The organism is Streptomyces sp. NPDC005648, from assembly GCF_040605395.1.
GTDB lineage: Bacteria > Actinomycetota > Actinomycetes > Streptomycetales > Streptomycetaceae > Streptomyces.
On record NZ_JBEXCS010000018.1, the window covers coordinates 99,167 to 121,743 of the forward strand.

Consider the following 22,577-nt stretch of genomic DNA (forward strand, 5'->3'; position numbering starts at 1 on the left):
TCATCGACCGGCCTCCTGGGTGGTGTTGAGGATGTTGACGCCCTTGAAGAGGGCCGACGGGCAGCCGTGCGAGACGGCGGCGACCTGGCCCGGCTGGGCCTTGCCGCAGTTGAAGGCACCGCCCAGGACATAGGTCTGCGGGCCGCCGACGGCCGCCATGGAGCCCCAGAAGTCGGTGGTCGTCGCCTGGTACGCGACGTCCCGCAGCTGCCCCGTGATCCGGCCGTTCTCGATCCTGAAGAACCGCTGGCCGGTGAACTGGAAGTTGTAGCGCTGCATGTCGATGGACCAGGAGCGGTCCCCGACGACGTAGATCCCGCGGTCGACCCCGCCGATCAGGTCCTCCGTGGACAGCCCGGCCGGGTCCGGCTGGAGCGACACGTTGGCCATGCGCTGCACCGGCACATGTCCGGGGGAGTCGGCGAAGGCGCAGCCGTTGGAGCGCTCGAAGCCGGTGAGCCTGGCGATGCGCCGGTCCAGCTGGTATCCGACCAGGGTGCCGTCCTTCACCAGGTCCCAGGACTGGCCCTCGACGCCCTCGTCGTCGTAGCCGATGGTCGCCAGGCCGTGTTCGGCGGTGCGGTCGCCGGTGACGTTCATCAGCTCGGAGCCGTACCTGAGCTTGCCGAGCTGGTCGAAGGTGGCGAAGGAGGTGCCGGCGTAGGCCGCCTCGTAGCCGAGCGCGCGGTCCAGCTCGGTGGCGTGGCCGATGGACTCGTGGATGGTCAGCCACAGGTTGGACGGGTCGACCACGAGGTCGTACAGGCCCGACTCGACGCTCGGGGCCCGCATCTTCTCGGCGAGCAGCTCGGGGATCTGTTCCAGCTCGGAGTCCCAGTCCCATCCCGTCCCGGTCAGATACTCCCAGCCGCGCCCGACCGGCGGCGCGATCGTCCGCATCGAGTCGAACTCTCCGCTCGACTCGTCCACCGACACCGCCGTCAGCTGCGGATGCAGCCGGACGCGCTGCTGGGTGGTCACGGTCCCGGCCGTGTCGGCGTAGAACTTGTTCTCGTGCACGGTGAGCAGCGAGGCGTCGACATGGTTGACGCCGTTCGCGGCGAGCAGCCGGGCGCTCCAGTCCGCGAGCAGAGCCGACTTCTCCTCGTCCGGCACGGAGAACGGATCGATCTCGTACGACGAGATCCACGTCCGGTCGGTGTGCACGGGCTCGTCGGCGAGTTCCACCCGCTCGTCGGAGCCGGCGGCCTTGATGACCTGGGCCGACAGCTTCGCCATGGCCACCGCCTGGGAGGCGACCCGAGCCGCCGCGTCCATGGTCAGATCCACGCCCGAGGCGAAGCCCCAGGTGCCGCCGTGCACCACACGCACCGCGTATCCGAGGTCGGTGGTGTCCGACGACCCGGCGAGCCGGGCGTCCCGCAGCCGCCAGGACGCGCTGCGCACCCGCTCGAACCGGAAGTCCGCATGCTCGGCCCCCAGCGCACGCGCGCGTGCGAGCGCGGCGTCGGCGAGGGCGCGTAGGGGGAGTGCCGTGAAGGCTTGGTCGATGGTATGAGGCACCTGCGTCTCTTCCTGTTGCGATGACAGTTGCGATGACAGCGACCGGCGGTTGCCCCGATCATGTCGCGGCGACCGGGTGGCGGACCACACGTTTGGGGCGCGCCGGACAAGATGTGAAAGCCCTGGCGACTGTAGAAACCCGACAGCGAGTCCCGTAAGCCACTGTCGGTGCCCGATTGTCCGCGGACGGGCCCGGCCCGATAGGTTTTCGAGGAAGCCGCCTGTCCTCCACGTGGTTCGGGCGGATGTGTCAGACCCCTATCGAAAGGGTGATCCGTTGAGCCGCTCGGTTCTCGTCACCGGAGGCAACCGGGGCATCGGCCTCGCCATTGCCCGCGCGTTCGCCGACGCCGGCGACAAGGTCGCGATCACGTACCGCTCGGGCGAGCCGCCGGCCGGCTTCCTCGCGGTCAAGTGCGACATCACCGACACCGAGCAGGTGGAGCAGGCCTACAAGGAGATCGAGGCCCAGCACGGCCCGGTCGAGGTCCTGATCGCCAACGCCGGCATCACCAAGGACCAGCTCCTGATGCGCATGTCCGAGGAGGACTTCACGTCCGTCCTCGACACCAACCTGACCGGCACCTTCCGCGTGGTCAAGCGCGCCAACCGCGGCATGCTGCGCGCCAAGAAGGGCCGCGTCGTCCTGATCTCCTCGGTCGTCGGCCTCTACGGCGGCCCCGGCCAGGCCAACTACGCGGCCTCCAAGGCCGCCCTGGTCGGCTTCGCGCGCTCCCTCGCCCGTGAGCTGGGCTCGCGCAACATCACCTTCAACGTCGTCGCGCCCGGCTTCGTCGACACCGACATGACCAAGGTGCTCACCGACGAGCAGCGCGAGGCCATCGTGAAGCAGGTGCCGCTCGGCCGGTACGCGCAGCCCGAGGAGGTCGCCGCGACGGTGCGGTTCCTCGCCTCGGACGACGCCTCGTACATCACTGGAGCCGTCATCCCCGTTGACGGCGGACTGGGAATGGGTCACTGACAACCATGAGCGGAATTCTCGAGGGCAAGCGCGTCCTGATCACCGGTGTGCTGATGGAGTCCTCCATCGCCTTCCACGCCGCCAAGCAGGCCCAGGAGCAGGGCGCCGAGATCATCCTGACCGCGTTCCCGCGGCCCACGCTGACCGAGCGCATCGCCAAGAAGCTCCCCAAGCCCACCAAGGTCATCGAGCTCGACGTCACCAACGACGAGCACCTGGGCCGCCTCGCCGACCTGGTCGGTGAGGAGCTCGGCGGCCTCGACGGTGTCGTGCACTCCATCGGCTTCGCGCCGCAGGACGCGCTCGGCGGCAACTTCCTCAACACGCCGTTCGAGTCCGTGGCCACCGCCATGCATGTCTCGGCGTACTCCCTGAAGTCGCTGACCACGGCCTGTCTGCCGCTGATGCAGAACGGCGGCTCGGTCGTCGGCCTCACCTTCGACGCGCAGTACGCCTGGCCGCAGTACGACTGGATGGGCCCCGCGAAGGCCGCCCTGGAGGCCACCAGCCGTTACCTCGCCCGTGACCTGGGCAAGCAGAACATCCGCTGCAACCTGATCTCCGCGGGCCCGATCGGTTCCATGGCCGCCAAGTCCATCCCGGGCTTCAGCGAGCTCGCCTCCGTCTGGGACAACCGCTCCCCGCTGGAGTGGGACCTGAAGGACCCCGAGCCGGCGGGCAAGGGCATCGTCGCCCTGCTGAGCGACTGGTTCCCGAAGACCACCGGCGAGATCATCCACGTGGACGGCGGTCTGCACGCCATCGGGGCCTGACCTTCGGTATCTCGTGGACGCCTCGTTCCCCAGGGGGAGCGGGGCGTCCCCCGTTCGGCCCAACCGACCAGGCGACCCGGGCCCCCGACCGCGCACTCTGGACTAAGCGCTCACCATGCGCTTCCCCTCCCCAGCTCGGCCGAGGAGGTCCCCTTGTGCGCCTGTCCAGCAGCCTGGCCTCACTGACCGTGGCCCTCGCCCTCGTGCTGTCCCTGCCCTACGAAGCGGTGCCGCACGCGCGCGTGAAGAGACCCCTCTCGGCGCAGCCCTTCGGCGCCGAGTGCCGTACCAGGACCACCGGCTCCCATGTGACCGCGTACTGCCACAACCCCTATCCGGGGACCGACCGTGTCAGCCTGCACATCGAGTGCGACCAGTGGTGGGACATCGACACCGACGGCGCCCCGGTCGACACCGGGCCGGCGATGACCGTACGGCTCACCGGGCGCTGCTGGGAGAACGTCCGCTCGGTGTGGATCAGCCACCAGCAGCGGTGAACCGTCCCGGACGGCACAGGAACGGATAGCTCGCCGCCTCCCGGCCCGCCGCCTCGGCGTCGCCCGCGCGGACCGCGTCGACCAGGAGCGTGTGGTCCATGTACGTCTCCGGCGTGAGCTCGTCGCCGACGTCCTCGCGCAGCCAGTCCCGCAGCACCTCGCCCAGGTCGGCGTGCATCGCGGTCATCACGTCGTTGTGGGACGCGGAGACGACCGCGAGATGGAAGGTGGCGTCGGCCGCCACGAAGGCCTCCTTGTCGCCGGACCGCCAGGCCTCCTCGCGCCGCACGAGGAGCGCGTCGAGCTGCTTGAGGTCCTTCTCCGTGCGCCGCTCGGCGGCCAGCCTGGCGGCCGCGGACTCCAGCGTGGAGCGCAGCTCGGCGATGTGCCGGGGGTCCGCGTCGGCGAAGCGCCGGTGCATCACCCCCGCCAGCTCGCTGGTCGCCACGACATAGGTGCCCGAGCCCTGGCGGATGTCCAAGAGGCCGTTGTGCGCGAGGGCGCGGACCGCCTCGCGGACCGTGTTGCGGGCGACACCGAGCTGTTCGACGAGTTCGGGCTCCGTCGGAATGCGCGAGCCGACCGGCCACTCGCCGGAGGTGATCTCGTTCCGCAGCGCAGCGATGACCTGCTCGGACAGCGCCGAACGACGGGGATGGCTCAGGGGCATGGCACACCTTCGCACGAGGTGGCCGGGTGCGGCCGACCAAAGGGTGGACAACCAATCATCCTATGATTCTATGATAGGTCTCATGGCGTATGAGGAAACCCGGACGACGAGGTCCACGGCGGTGCGCGGTTCGGCCGTGGACGAGCCCCAGCGACCCGCCACGCGCGCGTGGACGACACGGCTGCTCGTGCTCGGCATCGTGCTGAGCGCGCTCAACCTCCGTCCCGCCATCACCAGCCTCGGCGCGCTCCTCAAGGAGGTCCGCGACGGGCTCGGCATGAGCGGCAGCGTCGCCGGTCTGCTCACCTCCGTGCCCCCGCTCTGCTTCGCCGTGTTCGGCGTCATGGCCCCGCGTCTGGCCCGCCGCTTCGGCCCCGGAGCGGTGGTGTGCGCGGGCATGGTCGCCATCACCGGCGGTCTTCTCCTACGGCCGTACGCGGGCGGCACGGCCGGCTTCCTGGCCGGTACCGCACTCGCCCTGATGGGCATCGCCGTCAGCAACGTCCTGATGCCGGTCATCGTCAAGCGCTGGTTCCCGGACCGGGTCGGCTCCATGACCGGCCTGTACTCGATGGCCCTGGCCCTGGGCACGGCGGCCGCGGCCGCCGTCACGGTGCCCCTGACCGACGCGCTCGGCGACCGCTGGCAGACCGGTCTTGCCGTGTGGGCGGGGCTCGCGGGGGCCGCCGTACTGCCCTGGATTCCGTTCGTACGGGGCCCGGGCGCGTCCTCGGGCCGGGCGGCGGCCCGGGCTGCGGAGCACGCGCGTGTGGCGCAGGCGCCGGCCCGGGAGGCGGCACCGGCCCTGCGGATCACGCGGAGCCGCACCGCCTGGGCCCTGGCCGTCTTCTTCGGGCTCCAGGCCACCGCCGCCTACATCACCATGGGCTGGATGGCGCAGATCTTCCGGGACGCGGGCGTGCCCGCGAGCACGGCCGGGCTGCTGCTCGCCGTCACCATGGTGATGGGCGTGCCGCTGGCCTTCGTCATCCCGCGCGTCGCCACCAGGCTGCCGCACCAGGGCCCGATCGTCCTCGTGCTCGGCGTCTGCGGGCTCGCCGGATACGCCGGCCTCTACCTCGCACCGGCCGGCGGCGCCTGGGCCTGGGCGCTGCTGCTGGGCGTCTCCAACTGCGCCTTCCCGCTCGCCCTGACCATGGTCGGCATGCGGGCCCGCACCGGTGCCGGCGTCGCCCAGCTGTCGGCCTTCGCGCAGAGCACCGGCTATCTGATCTCCATCCCCGGCCCGCTCCTGGTCGGTGTCCTCTACCAGCACAGCGGCGGCTGGGGGCTGCCGATCGCGCTCATGGCCGCGCTGATGCTCCCGCAGATGGTGGTCGGCGTCCTGGCGGGCCGTAACCGCACGGTCGAGGACGAGGCGGCCCGCTGACCCCGGCGGAACCGCCCCGGGCGGGGGGTGCGAGACTTGCCGTATGCCAGTGCTCGATCCGAACCCCCAGAACGGCCAGAAGAAGATGCTGCTCGTCTTCGGCTCGTTCTTCGCCATCTTCGTGATCATCGCCATCGTCGCGACGATCGCCTCGCCGTGACGATCGCCTCGCCGTGACGATCAGCTCTCCGCGACGATCGCCCGCCCGGTGGTGGGGCTAGCCCCCCATCCCCTAGGGGGTGAGTGTCAGGGTCAACTGGGTGGATCTCCGGATGGGTTGAGGGCTTCCGACTCCGTACCTTCGAAGTGTGGCCGCGAGCGGCGGACCACCACCACTCGAAGAGCCATCGGAGGCACCCATGTCCGCCCAGTCGCACACCCGGCCCCACCCGGCGACCACGGGCGGCGTCGGCATCAGGCTGCCCTGGTGGGCCCTCGCCCTGCCCACCCTCGCCTTCGTCGTGCTCCTCGCCCTGATGCTGAACCCGACGGACGCCCAGGCGGCGGCGGGCGACCCGCTGATCACCCACCTCTTCGAGCGAGTCCAGCAGCTCATAGCCCACTGAGCACGGGTTCGGGGCCCGTCTCGGCCCCTGGCCAACTCCCTGCGCCCCGTGGCCTGTTTCATGCGAAGCTGGGTGCCATGAGCGTCGCAGAACCCCGCAGGATCGTCCTCTTCCGGCATGCGAAAGCCGACTGGCCACAGGTGACCGACCATGAGCGCCCCCTCGCCGAGCGGGGCCGAATGGACGCCGCCGTCGCCGGACGCAAGCTGGCCGACAGCGCAGTCCCCCTCGATCTGGCCCTGTGCTCCACCGCGGTCCGGACCCGCGAGACCTGGAAGCTCGCCGTCCACGAGTTGCCCCATCGGCCGAAAACCGTCTATGAGGAGCGGATCTACGAGGCCTCGCCCGGTGAGCTGATCGCGCTGCTCAACGAGACGCCCGACGACGTCCAGAGCCTCATCCTGATCGGCCACAACCCCGGCGTGCAGGGTCTCGCGGACATCCTGGCCGGCACGACGGAGGGTGACGCCCGCGACCGGATGAGCCGCCGGGGCTTCCCGGCCGCCGCCTTCGCCGTGCTCTCCTTCGAGGGCTCCTGGAAGGCCCTGGAGCCGGCCGTGGCCACGCTGGTCGACTACTGGGCGCCGACCGAGTAGACCCCACGACGGACGAGGGGCCCGGCACGCCGTGACAGCGGCGCCGGGCCCCTGTCCTCGCCGGGAGCACTCACTCCTCGTCGTGGGTGTCCGCCGCCTCGACCTCTTCGCGGGTGACGCCCAGCAGATACAGGACCGTGTCCAGGAAGGGCACGTTCACCGCGGTGTGCGCAGCCTCCTGGACGACCGGCTTGGCGTTGAAGGCGACACCGAGGCCGGCCGCGTTGAGCATGTCCAGGTCGTTGGCGCCGTCACCGATGGCCACGGTCTGGGCGAGCGGTACACCCGCCTCGGCGGCGAAGCGGCGCAGCAGCCGCGCCTTGCCCGCTCGGTCCACGATCTCCCCGGTGACCCTGCCCGTGAGCCTGCCGTCGACGATCTCCAGGGTGTTGGCCTGGGCGAAGTCCAGCCCGAGCCGCTCCTTGAGGTCGTCGGTGACCTGGGTGAACCCGCCGGAGACGACGCCCACTTGGTAGCCGAGCCGCTTCAGCGTACGGATCAGCGTGCGCGCGCCGGGCGTCAGCCGCACCTCGCTGCGCACCTTGTCCACCACCGAGGCGTCCAGCCCCTCCAGCAGCGCCACGCGCGCGTGCAGCGACTGCTCGAAGTCCAGCTCCCCGCGCATCGCGGCCGCGGTCACCTCGGCGACCTTGTCCTCGCAGCCGGCGTGCGCTGCGAACATCTCGATGACCTCGTCCTGGATGAGCGTCGAGTCGACGTCCATGACGACGAGCCGCTGCGCCCGCCGGTGCAGCCCCGCGGCGACGACCGCGACATCGACACCCAGTGCCGCGGCGTCCGTCACCAGCGCGGTGCGCAGGGGCTCGGTCTCGACACCGGAGACCGCGAACTCGACGGCCGTGACCGGGTACTTGGCGAGCCGGAAGATACGGTCGATGTTGCCGCCCGCGCCGGCGATCTTCGCGGCGATGCGGGCGGTCGCCTCCGCCGTGAGGGGATGGCCGAGGACGGTGACCAGGGAGCGCCCGAGACCGCGCGGACGGTTGTCGCCGCGGCCGGAGATGATCTCCGCCTGCATCTTCATGGACTCCGCCCAGCTGTGGACGGTGGCGCGCAGGTCGCCCTCGAGCCCGGCCACCGGCGGGGTCACCAGCGCGCACAGGGTGAGGCGGCCACGGGTGACGACCTGCTCGATGTCGACCACGTCGACGGAGTAGGCGGCGAGGGTGTCGAAGAGGCCGGCCGTGATGCCCGGGCGGTCCTTGCCGAAGATCTTGACGAGGAGGGTCGGGGCGTCGGGCGTGACGTCAGAAGTCGGGATCTGCGAAGCGCTCATGGTGTACCCACCGTATCCGGCACCCAGTGCCTACCGCCGCTGCGGTCCGCCTAGCGGACACGGAACAGTGGGTGTCCACCGGATGGCGAGCACCTTACGCACCGGCCACGATTACCCCGGCGGCACCGGCTCACACCATCTCCGTGCCCTCAGCGTCCTCCCTTGGGCCGTCCCGGTGGCGGAGGGGGTGGCGGAGGCGGAGGCGGCTGCCGACGGGGAGGCGGACCCCCGTAGGGCCGCGCCTGGGTGGGGGCGCCGTACATGTCGGTTTTACCGGGGCCGAAGCGGCCGTCGCGGCCGGAACCGGAATCGGAGTCGGGGCCGGAGTCGGCGCCTGGACCGAAGCCGGCGCCCGGGCCGGAGCCCGCGCCCGGACTGGCGCCCCTGTCCGCGTCCCAACCCGGGCGCGGCCCCCTGTCCGTGTCCCAACCCGGGCGCGGCCCCCTGTCCGTGTCCCAACCCGGGCGCGGCCCCCCGTCCCCACCCGTCCCGCCACCCGTGTCCGCGCCGCCCCCACCGCTCGCTCCCCGGGGCCATTCCCGGTCCGGGGGCCGTGCGTCCTCCGGTTGCCTCAGTTCGTCCGGTAGCTGCAGATAGGGATTGGTGGCCGGGTTCGGCGCTCGATACGACGTACTGGGCACGTACGGCCCGGACGCCCCGCCCCCGTAGGCCCCCGGCGCCCCCGTGGGAACGGGTCCCGGATACCCGGCGCCTCCGCCGCCCGCCCCCGCCGACGCCAACGGTGCCGCCCGCCGCCCGGCCGCCCCGGTCGCCCAGGCCACCAGCGCACCCACGGCTCCCGCCCCCGCCCCCCACAGGGCACCGAGCAGCAGAGCCATGCCCAGGTCGCCGTGCAGCTTGATCCCCGCCCCGAACGCGTCGAACCCCAGCACGGACAGCGAGGCGTCCACCGACACCTCGGTCAGCCAGGCCAGCAGCGGCAGGGTCAGCGCCGTGACGACCGCCAGCCGCACGGCACACCGCCCCGCGAAGCCGAGGGCACCGCCCTCTCGTACCCCCGCCGCCCGAGCCGCCACCGGCGTCCGTACCGCCGTCAGCACCCCCGCCAGCAGCATCATCAGTGCCGCCGCCACCCCCAGCAGCCACACCCGTCCGTCCAGGTCGGCCAGGCGCGCCAGCGTCACCGACTGGTCGGTCTTCGCGGTGAGGAGGTCGTCCAGGGGGTTCGGGAGGAGCTTGGTCAGGGCGCCGGTCGCCTTGCCGTCGAAGGGGACGAAGAGGCCGATGGGGATGCCGAGCCAGGTGCCGTTGGGGGCGCCCAGCAGCGCCGCGCCGAAGATGCGCCGGGGATGGGCGTCACTGATCGCCGCGTACGCGCCCGCCGCGAACCCCGCCGCCACGGCCACCAGCAGTACCGTGACGACGGCGGACACCGCGGGCCGGACCACGCGATGGACCGCCTCCCAGCCTCGCGGCAGCGGTGTACGGCGCGAGGCCAGCAGGGCGATGAGGATGATCCCGGCCGACCAGCCGAGGCCCCCGAGCAGGGTCGGCGCCGTGTCGACGCTGAAGCCGACGCCCGCCTTCGCGTTGATCAGATTGCCGAGGTTGTCCGGAAGCAGCCCGCCGATGTCGCCCAGGTCGCCGAGGCCCGGGATCTTGACGCCACCTCCGCCGGGCAGCTTGTCGAGGCCCAGCGAGCCGCCGTCGATGGTGATGACGTCGTGCCCCGCCCACGCCAGCCCGCCCAGCGTCGCCACGAAGACGGCGACCACGGTGCCTGCGCGCGCGAGGAGTTCGGCCGGGGCGATCGCAACTCCGGCCGCGCGCAGGGATCGTAGAAAGAACCAGGAGAGGAGGAGCGCGCCCACCAGGCTCACCCCGAGTGGCGTGATCGTGACCGCCGTATGGGCCTCGGCGCCCTTCAGGCCGAACGCGGAGACATCACCGGAGGGTGTCACCGAACCACCCGCCCCAAGGGCCACCACAGCCGCTGTCATCGGGCCGAGCGAGCCCGCCGAGTCGGCCTCCAGCAGATGCAGACCCAGCGCCGCGACGCCTGCCATCCCTATCAACGCCCAGCTCACGGTGGCGATCGCGGACAGCAGGACGTCGCCCCACGGGACCCTCGCACCGTTCCTCGTGGACTCGACAGCCGACGACGCGCTCATGGCAGACCCCCCGATCCGCGGCGCGGCACATCGCCGCGCATGTCCCCCTCGCGTGGATTACCACTCTCCGGGTCGTTATCAACCCCGTCAACGGAACCGGACGAACCGCCCGTGCGTGGTGTTCACAAGGCCCGACTTTCGGTCAGAGGGGCGGGCCTGAAATAGTTCCCGACGATGTTCGACATCCCTAGACTCCCTGTGTTGGGGGTAACTCGGGGGACTACTCAGTGGGGCATGGAGTGCCGGAACTCGTACTGGAATTGAATGGACGCACCTGGACGCTCGATCCGTCCAGGCCATACACCCTCGGACGTGATCCGCAGGGCGACATCGTGCTCGACGACGCCAGGGTCTCCTGGCGCCACGCCACGATCAGCTGGAGCGGCCGCAGTTGGGTCATCGAGGACAAGGGCTCCACGAACGGCACGTTCGTTCAGGGGCAGCGTGTCCACCAGATGGAGATCGGCCCCGGCTCGGCGGTCCACCTCGGCAACGCGACCGACGGTCCGCGCGTGACCGTCTCCGGCACCGCCGCCGTCGCGGCCCCACAGGCCCAGCCGCAGCAACAGCCGTACGCCGCCCAGGGCGCGGCCCCCGGCTGGGCGCAGCAGGCCCCGCCGCAGCAGCAGGCCACCCCGGCCCAGCAGCAGGCACCGCAGCCCGGCTGGCAGCAGCCGCAGCAGGCCGCCGCGCCGATTCCGCAGCAGCAGGGCCCCGGCGTCGGCGCGGGGGCGCCGCCGGTCTACGGCGACCGCAGCCCGACCACGTTCCACCAGTTCTCCATCGGCCGTGTGATGCGCATCGGCCGTGCCCTGGAGAACGAGCTGGTCGTCTCCGACCTGCAGGTCTCCCGCCACCACGCCGAGTTCCACTCGACGCCCGACGGCCGCATGGAGATCCGTGACCTGGGCTCGCACAACGGCACGTACGTCAACGGCCAGCCGATCGCGAAGGGCGGCTCGGCCCTCCTCGGCCCGACCGACATCGTCGGTGTCGGCCACTCCACGTTCCGGATCGTCGGGGACCATCTGGAGGAGTTCGTCGACACCGGTGAGGTGTCCTTCTCGGCCCGCCATCTGACCGTCACGGTCGACGGCGGCAAGCAGATCCTCAAGGACGTCTCCTTCGGTGTGCCGGAGAAGTCGCTCATCGCGGTCATCGGCCCGTCCGGCTCCGGCAAGTCCACGCTGCTCAAGGCGCTCACCGGCTACCGCCCCGCCAACCAGGGCGACGTCCTCTACGACAACCGCAACCTGTACAAGCAGTTCGCCGAGCTGCGCCAGCGCATCGGTCTGGTCCCGCAGGACGACATCCTGCACAAGGAACTGACGGTCAAGAAGGCCCTCAAGTACGCGGCCAAGCTGCGTTTCCCGGCCGACACCACGGGCGCCGAGCGTGAGGCCCGCATAGACGAGGTGCTGCGCGAGCTGAAGCTCGACGTGCACAAGGAGAAGAAGGTCACCTCCCTCTCCGGCGGACAGCGCAAGCGCGTCTCGGTGGCCCTGGAGCTGCTCACCAAGCCGTCCCTGATCTTCCTGGACGAGCCGACCTCGGGCCTCGACCCGGGCATGGACCGCGATGTCATGCAGCTGCTGCGCGGCCTCGCCGACGACGGCCGTACGGTCCTCGTCGTCACCCACTCCGTCGCCGAGCTGGCGCTGTGCGACAAGCTGCTCGTGATGGCACCGGGCGGCGCGGTCGCCTACTTCGGCCCGCCCGACGAGGCGCTGAACTTCTTCGGCTACGAAACCTGGGCCGATGTCTTCTCCGCCTTCGAGAACTACCGCGACTACGACTGGGCCGGACGCTGGAAGGGCTCGCAGCACTACCAGATCTACGCCGCGGACATCGACGCCGTAGCGCCGCAGAGCGTACAGATGCCTCCGATGCAGGCGATGAAGCCGCCGAAGCCGCAGGGCTGGATGGGCCAGTTCGGCACTCTGGTGCGGCGCTACATCTCCGTGATCGCCTCCGACAAGGGCTTCCTCGCCCTGACGGTGATCCTGCCGCTGGTCCTCGGCTCGGTGAGCCTGCTCATCGACTCGGGCAAGGATCTGCTGGTCAACACGGAGATCAACCCGACTACCCGGCAGCCCGTCCCGAACGGCACGGCCACCACGGTCCTGCTGATCCTCGCGGTCGGCGCCTGCTTCGCCGGCGCCGCGAACTCCGTCCGTGAGCTGATCAAGGAACGGGTCATCTACGAGCGGGAGCGCGCCACCGGCCTCTCCCGCTCCGCCTACCTGATGTCCAAGGTCTTCGTGCTCGGCTTCGTCACGGTGCTGCAGGGCCTGATGGTCGGCCTCATCGGCTTCGCCAGCCGGACGATCCCGAAGGAGGGCCTGATCTTCACCAACCTGCCCCTCATCGAGCTCTGCCTGCCGATCATGGCCCTGGGCTTCACCTCGATGATGTTCGGGCTGATCATCTCCGCGCTGGTGAAGACCTCCGAGAAGACCATGCCGCTGCTGGTGATGTTCGCGATCGTCCAGGTCGTCTTCACCGGCTGCCTCTTCGCCCTGAACGGCGCGATCGGCGTCAACCAGGTCTCGTATCTGATGCCCTCGCGCTGGGCGGTCGCCGCGGCCGGCGCCACGCTGGACTTCAACCGGATCAGCCCGCCCGGCAAGGGCAAGCCCAACGACCCCCTGTGGGAGCACACCGTCGGCGCCTGGAGCCTCGACATGGTCGCCCTGCTGGTCCTCGGTGTGGTCTGCGCCTTCCTCGTGGCCCGCTTCCTGCGCCGCCACGAGCCGGAGGTCATGCGCAAGTAGGTCCGGAACCGGACGGCTCCTGAACAGGACGGCTCCGGAACAGGACGGCTCCTGAAACAGCACGAAGAGCGGCGCCCGGTCAGGGGCGCCGCTCTTCGTCGTTCGCGTGCCGAGGTCCGCGCCGACCTCAGTACGCGCTGTTGACGTTGTCGATCGAGCCGTACCGGTGGGCCGCGTAGTTGGCGGCGGCGGTGATGTTGGCGATCGGGTCGTAGATGTTCCAGGACGTGCCGGCGACGTGGTACGCGGTGAAGGTCGGCTGGATGACCTGCAGCAGGCCCTTCGACGGGACACCGTTGACGGCGTTGATGTCCCAGCCGTTGATCGCGTTCGGGTTGCCCGAGGACTCGCGCATGATGTTGCGGTACAGCCCGTTGTAGGAGCCCGGGATGCCCTTGTTCCTCATGATGTCGAGGGAGTGCTTGATCCAGCCGTCGAGGTTGTTGCCGTAGGTCTTGGTGACGGCCTTCTTGAGGGCGGCGCGCTTCGCGGACCGGCTCGCGGCCTCCTTGGCCTTGCGCGCTGCCTCGGCCCTCTTCTTGGCCGCGGCGGCGGCCTTCCTCTTCGCGGCGGCCTCGGCGGCCGCCTTCGCCTTCGCCTTCGCCTTGGCCCTCGCCGCGGCCGCGGCCTTGGCCTGGGCCTTCGCCTCCGCCGCCTCCGTCTTCAGGCTGTCGGCGGCGAGCCGGTCGGTGACGCTGGCCCTGACGTCCTTGATCTGCTCGGTGCTGTAGGCCACCTGCGCCTTGGAGGCCGCCTCGCTCGTGGTCGTCTCGGCGTTGCTGGGGACCGCGGAGAACGCGAGGGCGGCGGCGCCGAGGGTGGCGACACCCGCGATCCCGATCCTGTGGTGGCGGGTCAACGAGCGACTGAGACGGCGGGCGTTGGTGTTCTTGGGCATGGCAGACGGACCTCTTCGAATAGCGCGGAGGTCGCTCTCTGTCCGGCGGGGGACTCGGGTCCTTCCCGCGCAAACGCCGCGGACCGGAATCCGCGGCGCTGAGCGACGGCAGCCATTCTTAGCGGCCGCAAAATGCGGTGGCAAAGGTGTGACGTACGATCCCCGATAGTGGATCGGGGAAGGGCAAAACGGGGCAGACTGGACTGTCTGCCCCGCTCATCACGTGAGTCTTTATCTCCTACCGACCTTCGTACGTGACCTGCGCCCTATGTGCGGGCTCACATCGACGGCAGGACAGTCTCACCAGCAGTTGCTGAAGCAATGCTCTGCGTGAGGATCCTCCGCCGGGAGCAGGAGATGGACGTCCCCGAACTCGTGCCACAGGTAGAGCCCGCGCAGCGCCGCCTCGTAGGCACGGTCGACCGCCGCCCGCCCGGCCACGGCCTCCAGCATCAGCAGATGCGAGGCCTCCGGCTCGTGCAGCCCGGTCAGCAGCCCGTCCACCACCCGCACCCCGCGCCGCGGGGTCACCACCAGGTCCGTCCACCCCTCACGCGCGCGTACGGCACCGTCGGCGCCCGCGGCCGACTCCACGGCCCGTACGGCGGTCGTCCCTACGGCCACGACCCGCCCCCCACCCGCCTTCACCGCGTTGATCAGCCGCGCCGACGCCTCCGGCACCGAGAACCGCTCCGGATACGGCGGCTCGTGCGCCTCCGCCGAGGCCACCCCGGTGTGCAGCGTGACGGGCGCGAACCCCACGCCCCGGCTCACCAGCTCCGCCACCAGCCGCGCGGTGAAGGGACGTGCCGCGCTCGGCATCTCCGCGCTGCCCGCCCCGTCGGCCGACGGCAGCGCGAACACCGTCTGGTGGACGGACAGCGGCTGGTCCCGCTCCGTATAGGAGTAGCGGATCGGCCGCCCGTGCTCCCGTAGCAGCCCCAGGACCTCCGCCCCGGAGACCCGCGCCCACCACAGCCGCGCTCCGCGCGCGCCCAGCGGCTCCTCCAGGACCAGCCGCACATCGCCCGGCAGCCGCACCTCAGCTCCCGCGGGTCCGCCCGCACGCGCGCGTGTGGTGCCCCTCCCGTCCGGCTCCCGCAGCTCCACCGCCCACCGGCCGTCGTCCCCGCGCGTGGAGAAGTGCACCACCACGCGCGCGTGCCCGACCCGCCCGTCCACGGCGGCGGCCAATGTCATCGACGTGTTGACGACCAGCAGATCCCCGGCCCGCAGCAGCCGGGGCAGCTCCACGAACGCGTGATGCGACACCTCCGTCCCACGCGACACGAGCAGCCGTACGGCATCCCGGTCGAGCCCGGGCCCACGCTGCTCGACCGGGACGCGCGCCGACAACTCCTCCGGCACCTTTCCCCACGCTCGGGCGGGCTCGCGCGGGGGAACCCCCGTCGCCAGCGTCATCGCCCCTGCTCCAGCAGCGACGGAGCCGAGTAGCGCCCGCTCGCCGGCCGCTCGTCCAGCAGCCGAAGGAACGCCGGCACCACGGCGGCGGGCGCGGGCCGCGGATCGTCGTCGTCCGGTACGGCGGCCGCGTACAGGTCCGTCGCCATGTCCCCGGGATCCACCGCCCAGACCCGCAGCCCGGGCTCCTCCTCGCCGAGCACCGCGGTCAGATGGTCCAGGGCCGCCTTGGACGCCCCGTACCCGCCCCAGGTCTCGTAGGCCTCCGCGGCCGCGTCCGAGCTCACGGCGATCACCGCGCCGGCCCGGGAGGCGCGCAGCAGCGGCAGCGCTTCCTGGACGAGGCCCAGCGCGGCCACCACGTTCACCTCCAGCGCCCGCCGCAGCCCCTCCAGAGGCAGCCCCTCCAGTCGCACGAGCGGCTCGGCGCCCAGCGCGCTCGCGTTGTTCACCAGCAGGTCGGCACCGCCCAGCGTCCCGGCCGTCGCCACCAGCCCCGCCCGGTGACCGGCGTCCGTGACATCCCCGGGCAGCGCCCTCACGCGCGTGCCGTGCCTCTCCAGCTCCGCCGCCGTCCGGGCGAGGACCTCAGCGGTTCTGGCGTCGAGCACCAGATCCCAGCCCCGGACGGCCAGCGCCTCGGCCAGCGCCCGTCCCAGCCCCTTCGAGGCACCCGTGATGATCGCTACCGGCATGACGCCCCGTCTCCTCGTCGCCACCGCCTCTCGATGGCCTGCCCTCAACGTAGGAACCGGCCCGCCCGCCCCGCCTCCGACGCGGGCCGCAGAGCACCGGGTCCCTTCGCCCTAAGCCGCCGGTCCGGGGCCCCGGACCTACGCCGACGGCCCTAGGCCCACCGGCCCAGACCGTGCCGCCGGCGGCCCGATCCGCGCTGTCACACCCCGCCGGTACCGTGAGGTCATGAGTCCAGGCCCCCGGTCCGGCCTCGCAGCCGTCAGTGACGCGCTGCTGGCCATGAGCAGGCATCTCGAGGTGCGCGACGTCCTCAAGACGATCGTCGCCTCGGCCCGCGAGCTGCTCGACGCGCAGTACGCCGCGCTCGGCGTCCCCGACGACCACGGCGGCTTCGCCCAGTTCGTGGTCGACGGCGTCGGCCCCGAGCAGTGGGCGGCGATCGGCCCGCTCCCGCGCCAGCACGGCATCCTCGCCGCGATGCTCCAGGAGGCCAAGGTCGAGCGCCTCGCCGATGTGCGCAAGGACCCCCGCTTCGAGGGCTGGCCGTCCGCCCACCCCGACATGTCCGACTTCCTGGGCCTGCCGATCAGGGACGGCGACGAGGTCATCGGCGCTCTGTTCCTGGCCAACAAGAACTGCGAGAAACCGCAGGGAGGCTGCGGCTTCACCGAGGAGGACGAGGACCTGCTCGGCATCCTCGCCCAGCACGCCGCCATCGCCCTCACCAACGCCCGCCTGTACGAGCGCAGCCGCGAGCTGACCATCGCCGAGGAGCGCTCCCGCCTGGCGCACGAACTGCACGACGCGGTCAGCCAGAAGCTGTTCTCCCTGCGCCTGACCGCCCAGGCCGCCGCCGCCCTCGTCGACCGCGACCCGTCCCGCGCCAAGGGCGAACTCCAGCAGGTGGCCGCGCTCGCCGCCGAGGCCGCCGACGAACTGCGCGCCGCCGTCGTGGAGTTGCGCCCCGCGGCCCTCGACGAGGACGGTCTGGTCAACACCCTGCGCACCCAGATCCAGGTCCTCGACCGTGCCCACAGCGCGCGCGTGTCCTTCGACAGCCGCGCCGTGCGCGCCCTGCCCTCCGCCCAGGAGGAGGCCGTCCTGCGGGTCGCCCAGGAGGCCCTGCACAACGCCCTGCGGCACTCCGGTGCCGCACATGTGGACGTGACCCTGGCCCGGCGCGGCACCGGAGCGCTCCTGCGGGTGACGGACGACGGCAACGGCTTCGACCCGCAGTCGATACGGCGCGCCGGACGCCACCTCGGCCTGGTGTCCATGCGCGACCGCGCGAGCGGGGTCGGCGGCAGACTGACCGTGGAATCGGCGCCCGGAAAGGGCACCACGATCGAGATGGAGGTCCCCGGTGGCTGACGCAATCAAGGTGCTGCTCGTCGACGACCACCAGGTGGTCCGCCGCGGCCTGCGCACCTTCCTGGAGGTGCAGGACGACATCGAGGTCGTGGGCGAGGCCGCCGACGGCGCCGAAGGAGTCGCCCGCGCCGAGGAGTTGAAGCCCGACGTGGTCCTCATGGACGTCAAGATGCCGGGCATGGACGGCGTCGACGCCCTCCGCAAGCTCCGCGAACTCGCCAACCCCGCGCGCGTGCTGATCGTCACCAGCTTCACCGAACAGCGCACGGTCGTCCCGGCCCTGCGCGCCGGTGCCGCCGGCTACGTCTACAAGGACGTGGACCCCGACGCGCTCGCCGGCGCCATCCGCTCGGTGCACGCCGGACACATCCTGCTGCAACCCGAGGTCGCGGGCGCCCTGTTGTCCCAGGAGGAGGCCAACTCGGGTCAGGGCAGAGCCGGTTCGCTCACCGAGCGGGAGCGCGAGGTACTGGGTCTGATAGCGGACGGCCGCTCCAACCGTGAGATCGCCCGAGCCCTCGTCCTGTCCGAGAAGACCGTCAAGACCCACGTCTCGAACATCCTGATGAAACTCGACCTCGCGGACCGCACCCAGGCGGCGCTCTGGGCCGTACGACACGGCGTGACCGGCTGAAACGCGCCGTTCGCACCGGTGCGGCCCGGCAATTCGGAGAGTTCCGTTCCGGGATGAGATTCATACCGTCGTGGGAATGTCCCCCGGATGGCGCAACCTCCGCGGACCCGCGCCGTTCTCCAGTGCGTGCTGCGGCGACTGCCGCGGCAATCGCTAGGAGGGCTCAGAAGTGAAGAACCTGAAGAAGGCAGCGGCCGTGACGATGGTGGCCGGCGGTCTGATCGCCGCCGGAGCCGGGATGGCCTCCGCCACCAGCGGCTCGCACGCCGACGGCCAGGCCGTGGGCTCGCCCGGCGTGGTCTCGGGCAACCTCGTTCAGGCCCCGGTGCACATCCCGGTCAACGCGGTCGGCAACAGCGTGAACGTCATCGGCGTGCTGAACCCGGCCTTCGGCAACCTGGGGATCAACCACTGACGTCCACCCCTCGGCGGTCAGTGACCTCCGGCCTCCCGGGCTCGCTCGCCCGGGAGGCCGGTCTGCTTTTCGTCCGACTGCACCGAACGGGGAGTTGAGGCCGACGACCCGTGCCGTTCCCCTTTCCTCCCCCGTTGATCAGCGCACGACCCGCGGCCGGGTCGCGGATTCGCACACGCAGGAGGAACGCTTCTCATGAACATCGCCAAGAAGGCTGCCGTGGCCCTCACCGTCGCCGGTATCGCCACGGGTGCCGCTGCCGGCGCCGCCGTCGCCAGCTCGGACGCCGACGGCGCGGCCGTGAAGTCGCCGGGCGTCGGCTCGGGCAACCTCGTCCAGGTCCCGGTCCACGTCCCCGTCAACGTCGTCGGCAACTCCGTCGACGTCATCGGCCTCCTGAACCCCGCCTTCGGCAACAAGGCCGCGAACAGCTGAGACCTGGCACAGAGAAGAGCCCCGCAGGTCGACGACGACTGGCGGGGCTCTTCTCTGTGCCGGGTTCGTGCACTTCAGCCCGTCCGGGGGTGCCCCCACGCCGGCACAAGCCCACCGACGCTCACCGAACCCACCGCTCCCGCTCCTCCACAACGGAGTTGTACGCGGCGACCTGCGCCCGCCGAGCCGTACGCTCCACCGGCCGCAACGCGGCGGCCCGCGCCCCCATCTCCCCGGCGCTCACCGCGCCCCCCTGCCCGTTCCCCTCGGCGAGGGACACCAGCAGCCCCACCCGCTGCGCCAGCTCCAACACCCGTACCGCACGCGGCGGATAGCCCGGCGCCAGCACCTCCCGGCCCCGCTCCGCCCGCGCCCGGTACGCGTCGATCGCCGCCTCGGCCACCGGCCCCGAGCCGGCCACATCGAGCCGGGACAACACCTCGGTCGCCTCCCGCAGCGCCTCCGCCAGCTCACGCTCCGCCTCGCCGAGCGACGGCACATCGGCCGGCGGTGCCTCCCGCACCGGCAGACAGTGCCAGACGACCTCGACATGCACATCACCCTCGGGCCCGGCCTCGTACACCTCCGGGACCAGCCCGAGCGCCGCGCCGTGACAGACGACCGCCTCCTCTGCATCCAGCGCCCGCGCGTTGAACTCCGGCGGTCCGCTCAGCCCCAGCGGATGCCCGGGAGCCGGCAGCGCGACCCGGAGCGCGGTCACCCCGAGCGCCCGCAGACGCCCCAGCGCCAGCGTGAGCCCGACCGGCCCCGACTCACCGGGCAGCCCCTCCACCCGGTGCACGGCGTCGCCCCCGACGATCGCGAGTACGGCGTCATCGGGAGAGACAAGTCCGGCCAAAAGGGCGTTTCCCCAAGCGGCAAGGCGTCCTGAACGCGGTTCCGAGAGCATGCCTCCACCCTAAGGACCGGACCGATGGAATGGAGCGGCCGACCGGTGGCGTAGATTTCTTCGAGGGCTGCGCCCAAAAGCGCACGCGACAGCCGAGACGCCGACCCGAGACCGGTCACACTGCAAGGGGAGACAACGCGCTCATGAGCGATGTTCTGGAGCTTCAGGACGTATCCGTGGTCCGGGAGGGCCGGGCTCTGGTGGACCAGGTCTCCTGGTCGGTCAAGGAGGGCGAGCGCTGGGTCATCCTCGGCCCCAACGGCGCCGGCAAGACCACCCTCCTGAACGTCGCCTCCAGCTACCTCTACCCCAGCAAGGGCACCGCCACCATCCTCGGCGAGACCCTCGGCAAGGTCGACGTCTTCGAACTGCGCCCCCGTATCGGCATGGCCGGCATCGCCATGGCCGACAAGCTCCCCAAGCGCCAGACCGTCCTGGAGACCGTCCTCACCGCCGCCTACGGCATGACGGCCACCTGGCAGGAGGAGTACGACGAGGTCGACGAGCGGCGCGCCCGCGCCTTCCTCGACCGCCTCGGCATGACCGAGTACAGCGACCGGAAGTTCGGCACCCTCTCCGAGGGCGAGCGCAAGCGCACCCTCATCGCCCGCGCCCTGATGACCGACCCCGAGCTGCTCCTCCTCGACGAGCCCGCCGCCGGCCTCGACCTCGGCGGCCGCGAGGACCTGGTCCGCCGCCTCGGCCGGCTCGCCCGCGACCCCATCGCCCCCTCGATGCTGATGGTCACCCACCACGTCGAGGAGATCGCCCCCGGCTTCACCCACGTCCTGATGATCCGCCAGGGCAAGGTCCTCACCGCCGGCCCGCTGGAGCTCGAACTCACCTCCCGCAACCTCTCCCTCTGCTTCGGACTCCCGCTCGTCGTCGAACAGTCCGGCGACCGCTGGACCGCCCGGGGTCTGCCGCTGACCTGAGGCCTTTGCGCCCTGTCGGTAGCGGGACTTGCGGTCATACCATGACCATGTGAACGACATCGACGCATGGGTGTGGTGGCTCGTCGGCGCGGCCGCGCTCGGAATCCCGCTCGTCGTGACCGCGATGCCCGAGTTCGGCATGCTCGCGGTGGGCGCCGTGGCCGCCGCCGTCTTCGCCGGACTGGGCTTCGGCACCGTCGTCCAGGTCCTCACCTTCGTCGTCGTCTCCGTCGCCCTGATCGCCGTCGTACGGCCCATCGCGGTCCGTCACGCGGCACAACGACCCCAACTCGCCACGGGAGTAGACGCGTTGAAGGGCAAACAAGCCGTCGTCCTGGAGCGCGTCGACAGCTCCGGTGGCCGGATCAAGCTGGCCGGAGAAGTCTGGTCGGCCCGCGCACTCGACACCGAACGCGCCTACGAAGTAGGGCAGGAAGTGGATGTCGTGGAGATCGAGGGAGCGACCGCGATCGTCATCTGACCTCGCACGACTCAACTGATACGAACAGCCCACGAGTTGCACGACGGTCTGTCAGACTCGACCAGCAAGATCTTCAACAACCATAAGATCTTCCGAGAGCGCCGAGGCGGAGAAGGGTACGGGGAACGACGATGGAACCGGTCATCATCGTCCTGATCATTCTGGTGGTGTTGGTCTTCATCGCCCTGATCAGGACCATCCAAGTCATCCCGCAGGCCAGCGCCGCCATCGTGGAGCGCTTCGGCCGCTACACGCGGACGCTGAACGCGGGTCTCAACATCGTGGTCCCGTTCATAGACACCATCCGCAACCGCATCGACCTGCGTGAACAGGTCGTACCGTTCCCGCCGCAGCCGGTGATCACCCAGGACAACCTGGTGGTCAACATCGACACGGTCATCTACTACCAGGTGACCGACGCGCGGGCCGCGACCTACGAGGTCGCCAGCTACATCCAGGCCATCGAACAGCTCACCGTCACCACGCTCCGCAACATCATCGGTGGCATGGACCTGGAGCGCACCCTGACCTCCCGCGAGGAGATCAACGCGGCCCTGCGCGGAGTCCTCGACGAGGCCACCGGCAAGTGGGGCATCCGCGTCAACCGCGTCGAGCTCAAGGCCATCGAACCGCCCACCTCCATCCAGGACTCGATGGAGAAGCAGATGCGCGCCGACCGGGACAAGCGCGCCGCGATCCTCACCGCGGAGGGTACGCGCCAGGCCGCCATCCTCACCGCCGAGGGCGAGAAGCAGTCCCAGATCCTGCGCGCCGAAGGTGAGGCCAAGGCCGCGGCCCTGCGAGCGGAGGGCGAGGCCCAGGCGGTCCGCACGGTCTTCGAGGCCATCCACGCGGGCGACCCGGACCAGAAGCTCCTCTCCTACCAGTACCTCCAGATGCTCCCGAAGATCGCCGAGGGCGACGCCAACAAGCTCTGGATCGTCCCCAGTGAAATCGGCGACGCCCTCAAGGGCCTCTCCGGCGCCATGGGCAACCTCCCCTTCGGCGGCGGCAATTCAGGAGGCGGCGGCTCCGAGAAGCAGACCGAACGCCGAGAGAGGCCGTCGATCGACTGACATTCGTCCTGCTACGACATCAGCCCGCAGACCCGCCCGCCCCGCTCTAGGCTCGTCGGCCGGAGGAGGGTCGGCCGGGGAGGGCTGTGATGGAGGCGGTTCC

General features: G+C 71.0%; 23 protein-coding genes. 15 read left to right on the forward strand and 8 right to left on the reverse strand.

All coding sequences use genetic code 11. From position 1 onward, the window contains the following. A complete protein-coding gene (locus ABZT17_RS13700; protein ID WP_356347818.1) occupies positions 1-1,524 on the reverse strand; it encodes a TldD/PmbA family protein in 1,524 nt (507 codons plus the stop codon). Positions 1,525-1,801: 277 nt separating this feature from the next. On the opposite strand from ABZT17_RS13700, the gene fabG reads away from it, so the two are divergent. From fabG to ABZT17_RS13715, 3 genes are all read left to right on the forward strand, one after another. Further along, positions 1,802-2,506, forward strand: coding sequence for a 3-oxoacyl-[acyl-carrier-protein] reductase (gene fabG, locus ABZT17_RS13705; protein ID WP_356347820.1), 705 nt, complete (start codon positions 1,802-1,804; stop codon positions 2,504-2,506). A gap of 5 nt (positions 2,507-2,511) precedes the next feature. Then, entirely contained in the window at positions 2,512-3,279 is a 768-nt protein-coding gene (gene fabI / locus ABZT17_RS13710; RefSeq protein WP_356347822.1) for an enoyl-ACP reductase FabI, read from the forward strand. 155 nt (positions 3,280-3,434) lie between these two features. Further along, positions 3,435-3,776, forward strand: coding sequence for a hypothetical protein (locus tag ABZT17_RS13715; RefSeq protein WP_356347824.1), 342 nt, complete (start codon positions 3,435-3,437; stop codon positions 3,774-3,776). Here ABZT17_RS13715 and ABZT17_RS13720 read toward each other — a convergent pair. Continuing rightward, positions 3,757-4,446, reverse strand: coding sequence for a FadR/GntR family transcriptional regulator (locus ABZT17_RS13720; protein ID WP_356347826.1), 690 nt, complete (start codon positions 4,444-4,446; stop codon positions 3,757-3,759). The two genes, ABZT17_RS13715 and ABZT17_RS13720, sit on opposite strands and share 20 nt — an antisense overlap. An 82-nt stretch (positions 4,447-4,528) precedes the next feature. Here ABZT17_RS13720 and ABZT17_RS13725 point away from each other — a divergent pair, with 82 nt between their 5' ends. The 4 genes from ABZT17_RS13725 (at position 4,529) to ABZT17_RS13740 (ending at position 6,998) form a co-directional block, all read left to right on the forward strand. After that, entirely contained in the window at positions 4,529-5,836 is a 1,308-nt protein-coding gene (locus ABZT17_RS13725) for a CynX/NimT family MFS transporter (RefSeq protein ID WP_356347828.1), read from the forward strand. A gap of 43 nt (positions 5,837-5,879) precedes the next feature. Beyond that, positions 5,880-5,996, forward strand: coding sequence for an SGM_5486 family transporter-associated protein (locus ABZT17_RS13730; protein WP_006380681.1), 117 nt, complete (start codon positions 5,880-5,882; stop codon positions 5,994-5,996). Positions 5,997-6,195: 199 nt separating this feature from the next. After that, on the forward strand, positions 6,196-6,402 hold the full coding sequence (locus ABZT17_RS13735) for a hypothetical protein (RefSeq protein ID WP_356347831.1): 207 nt from the start codon (positions 6,196-6,198) through the stop codon (positions 6,400-6,402). 77 nt (positions 6,403-6,479) lie between these two features. Further along, positions 6,480-6,998 carry a histidine phosphatase family protein gene (locus ABZT17_RS13740; RefSeq protein WP_356347833.1) on the forward strand — a complete coding sequence of 173 codons (519 nt, stop codon included), beginning with the start codon at positions 6,480-6,482 and terminating at the stop codon, positions 6,996-6,998. 70 nt (positions 6,999-7,068) lie between these two features. Here ABZT17_RS13740 and serB read toward each other — a convergent pair whose 3' ends face one another. Both serB and ABZT17_RS13750 read right to left on the reverse strand, forming a co-directional pair. Next, positions 7,069-8,295: a phosphoserine phosphatase SerB gene (gene serB, locus ABZT17_RS13745; RefSeq protein WP_356347835.1), complete on the reverse strand. Its 1,227-nt coding sequence runs from the start codon at positions 8,293-8,295 to the stop codon at positions 7,069-7,071. A gap of 149 nt (positions 8,296-8,444) precedes the next feature. Continuing rightward, the gene (locus tag ABZT17_RS13750) at positions 8,445-10,427 is read right to left on the reverse strand and encodes a streptophobe family protein (RefSeq protein WP_356347837.1); all 1,983 of its coding nucleotides are present in this window, start codon (positions 10,425-10,427) and stop codon (positions 8,445-8,447) included. Between the two features lie 239 nt (positions 10,428-10,666). Between ABZT17_RS13750 and ABZT17_RS13755 the strand changes: the two genes are divergently transcribed. Then, the gene (locus ABZT17_RS13755; protein WP_356347839.1) at positions 10,667-13,201 is read left to right on the forward strand and encodes an FHA domain-containing protein; all 2,535 of its coding nucleotides are present in this window, start codon (positions 10,667-10,669) and stop codon (positions 13,199-13,201) included. A gap of 127 nt (positions 13,202-13,328) precedes the next feature. On the opposite strand, the gene ABZT17_RS13760 is transcribed toward ABZT17_RS13755, so the two are convergent. The 3 genes from ABZT17_RS13760 to ABZT17_RS13770 all read right to left on the reverse strand — a co-directional run bounded on the left by ABZT17_RS13760 (position 13,329) and on the right by ABZT17_RS13770 (position 16,216). Then, positions 13,329-14,099, reverse strand: coding sequence for a transglycosylase SLT domain-containing protein (locus tag ABZT17_RS13760; protein ID WP_356347841.1), 771 nt, complete (start codon positions 14,097-14,099; stop codon positions 13,329-13,331). 300 nt (positions 14,100-14,399) lie between these two features. Continuing rightward, complete coding sequence (locus ABZT17_RS13765; protein WP_356347843.1) at positions 14,400-15,521, reverse strand: S-adenosylmethionine:tRNA ribosyltransferase-isomerase; 1,122 nt, start codon at positions 15,519-15,521, stop codon at positions 14,400-14,402. Then, positions 15,518-16,216 (reverse strand): SDR family oxidoreductase, encoded by a 699-nt coding sequence (locus tag ABZT17_RS13770; protein WP_356347846.1) that lies wholly within the window; start codon positions 16,214-16,216, stop codon positions 15,518-15,520. Before ABZT17_RS13770 ends, ABZT17_RS13765 begins: the two co-directional genes overlap by 4 nt. 226 nt (positions 16,217-16,442) lie before the next feature. Here ABZT17_RS13770 and ABZT17_RS13775 point away from each other — a divergent pair, with 226 nt between their 5' ends. The 4 genes from ABZT17_RS13775 (at position 16,443) to ABZT17_RS13790 (ending at position 19,072) form a co-directional block, all read left to right on the forward strand. Next, positions 16,443-17,588, forward strand: a complete 1,146-nt coding sequence (locus ABZT17_RS13775; RefSeq protein WP_356347848.1) for a GAF domain-containing sensor histidine kinase — start codon at positions 16,443-16,445, stop codon at positions 17,586-17,588. Continuing rightward, on the forward strand, positions 17,581-18,222 hold the full coding sequence (locus ABZT17_RS13780) for a response regulator transcription factor (protein ID WP_356347850.1): 642 nt from the start codon (positions 17,581-17,583) through the stop codon (positions 18,220-18,222). Before ABZT17_RS13775 ends, ABZT17_RS13780 begins: the two co-directional genes overlap by 8 nt. A gap of 169 nt (positions 18,223-18,391) precedes the next feature. Then, positions 18,392-18,637 carry a chaplin ChpE gene (gene chpE / locus ABZT17_RS13785; RefSeq protein ID WP_356347852.1) on the forward strand — a complete coding sequence of 82 codons (246 nt, stop codon included), beginning with the start codon at positions 18,392-18,394 and terminating at the stop codon, positions 18,635-18,637. A 195-nt stretch (positions 18,638-18,832) separates the two neighbouring features. Next, positions 18,833-19,072: a chaplin gene (locus ABZT17_RS13790; RefSeq protein ID WP_356347856.1), complete on the forward strand. Its 240-nt coding sequence runs from the start codon at positions 18,833-18,835 to the stop codon at positions 19,070-19,072. Between the two features lie 121 nt (positions 19,073-19,193). Here ABZT17_RS13790 and ABZT17_RS13795 read toward each other — a convergent pair whose 3' ends face one another. Beyond that, positions 19,194-19,982: a hypothetical protein gene (locus tag ABZT17_RS13795; RefSeq protein WP_356347858.1), complete on the reverse strand. Its 789-nt coding sequence runs from the start codon at positions 19,980-19,982 to the stop codon at positions 19,194-19,196. A gap of 143 nt (positions 19,983-20,125) precedes the next feature. Between ABZT17_RS13795 and ABZT17_RS13800 the strand changes: the two genes are divergently transcribed. From ABZT17_RS13800 to ABZT17_RS13810, 3 genes are all read left to right on the forward strand, one after another. Continuing rightward, positions 20,126-20,917 (forward strand): ABC transporter ATP-binding protein, encoded by a 792-nt coding sequence (locus ABZT17_RS13800; RefSeq protein WP_356347860.1) that lies wholly within the window; start codon positions 20,126-20,128, stop codon positions 20,915-20,917. A 49-nt stretch (positions 20,918-20,966) separates the two neighbouring features. After that, a complete protein-coding gene (locus tag ABZT17_RS13805) occupies positions 20,967-21,398 on the forward strand; it encodes an NfeD family protein (protein WP_356347862.1) in 432 nt (143 codons plus the stop codon). Positions 21,399-21,529: 131 nt separating this feature from the next. Continuing rightward, positions 21,530-22,474: an SPFH domain-containing protein gene (locus tag ABZT17_RS13810; protein ID WP_356347865.1), complete on the forward strand. Its 945-nt coding sequence runs from the start codon at positions 21,530-21,532 to the stop codon at positions 22,472-22,474. The last annotated feature ends 103 nt before the right edge of the window (positions 22,475-22,577 follow it).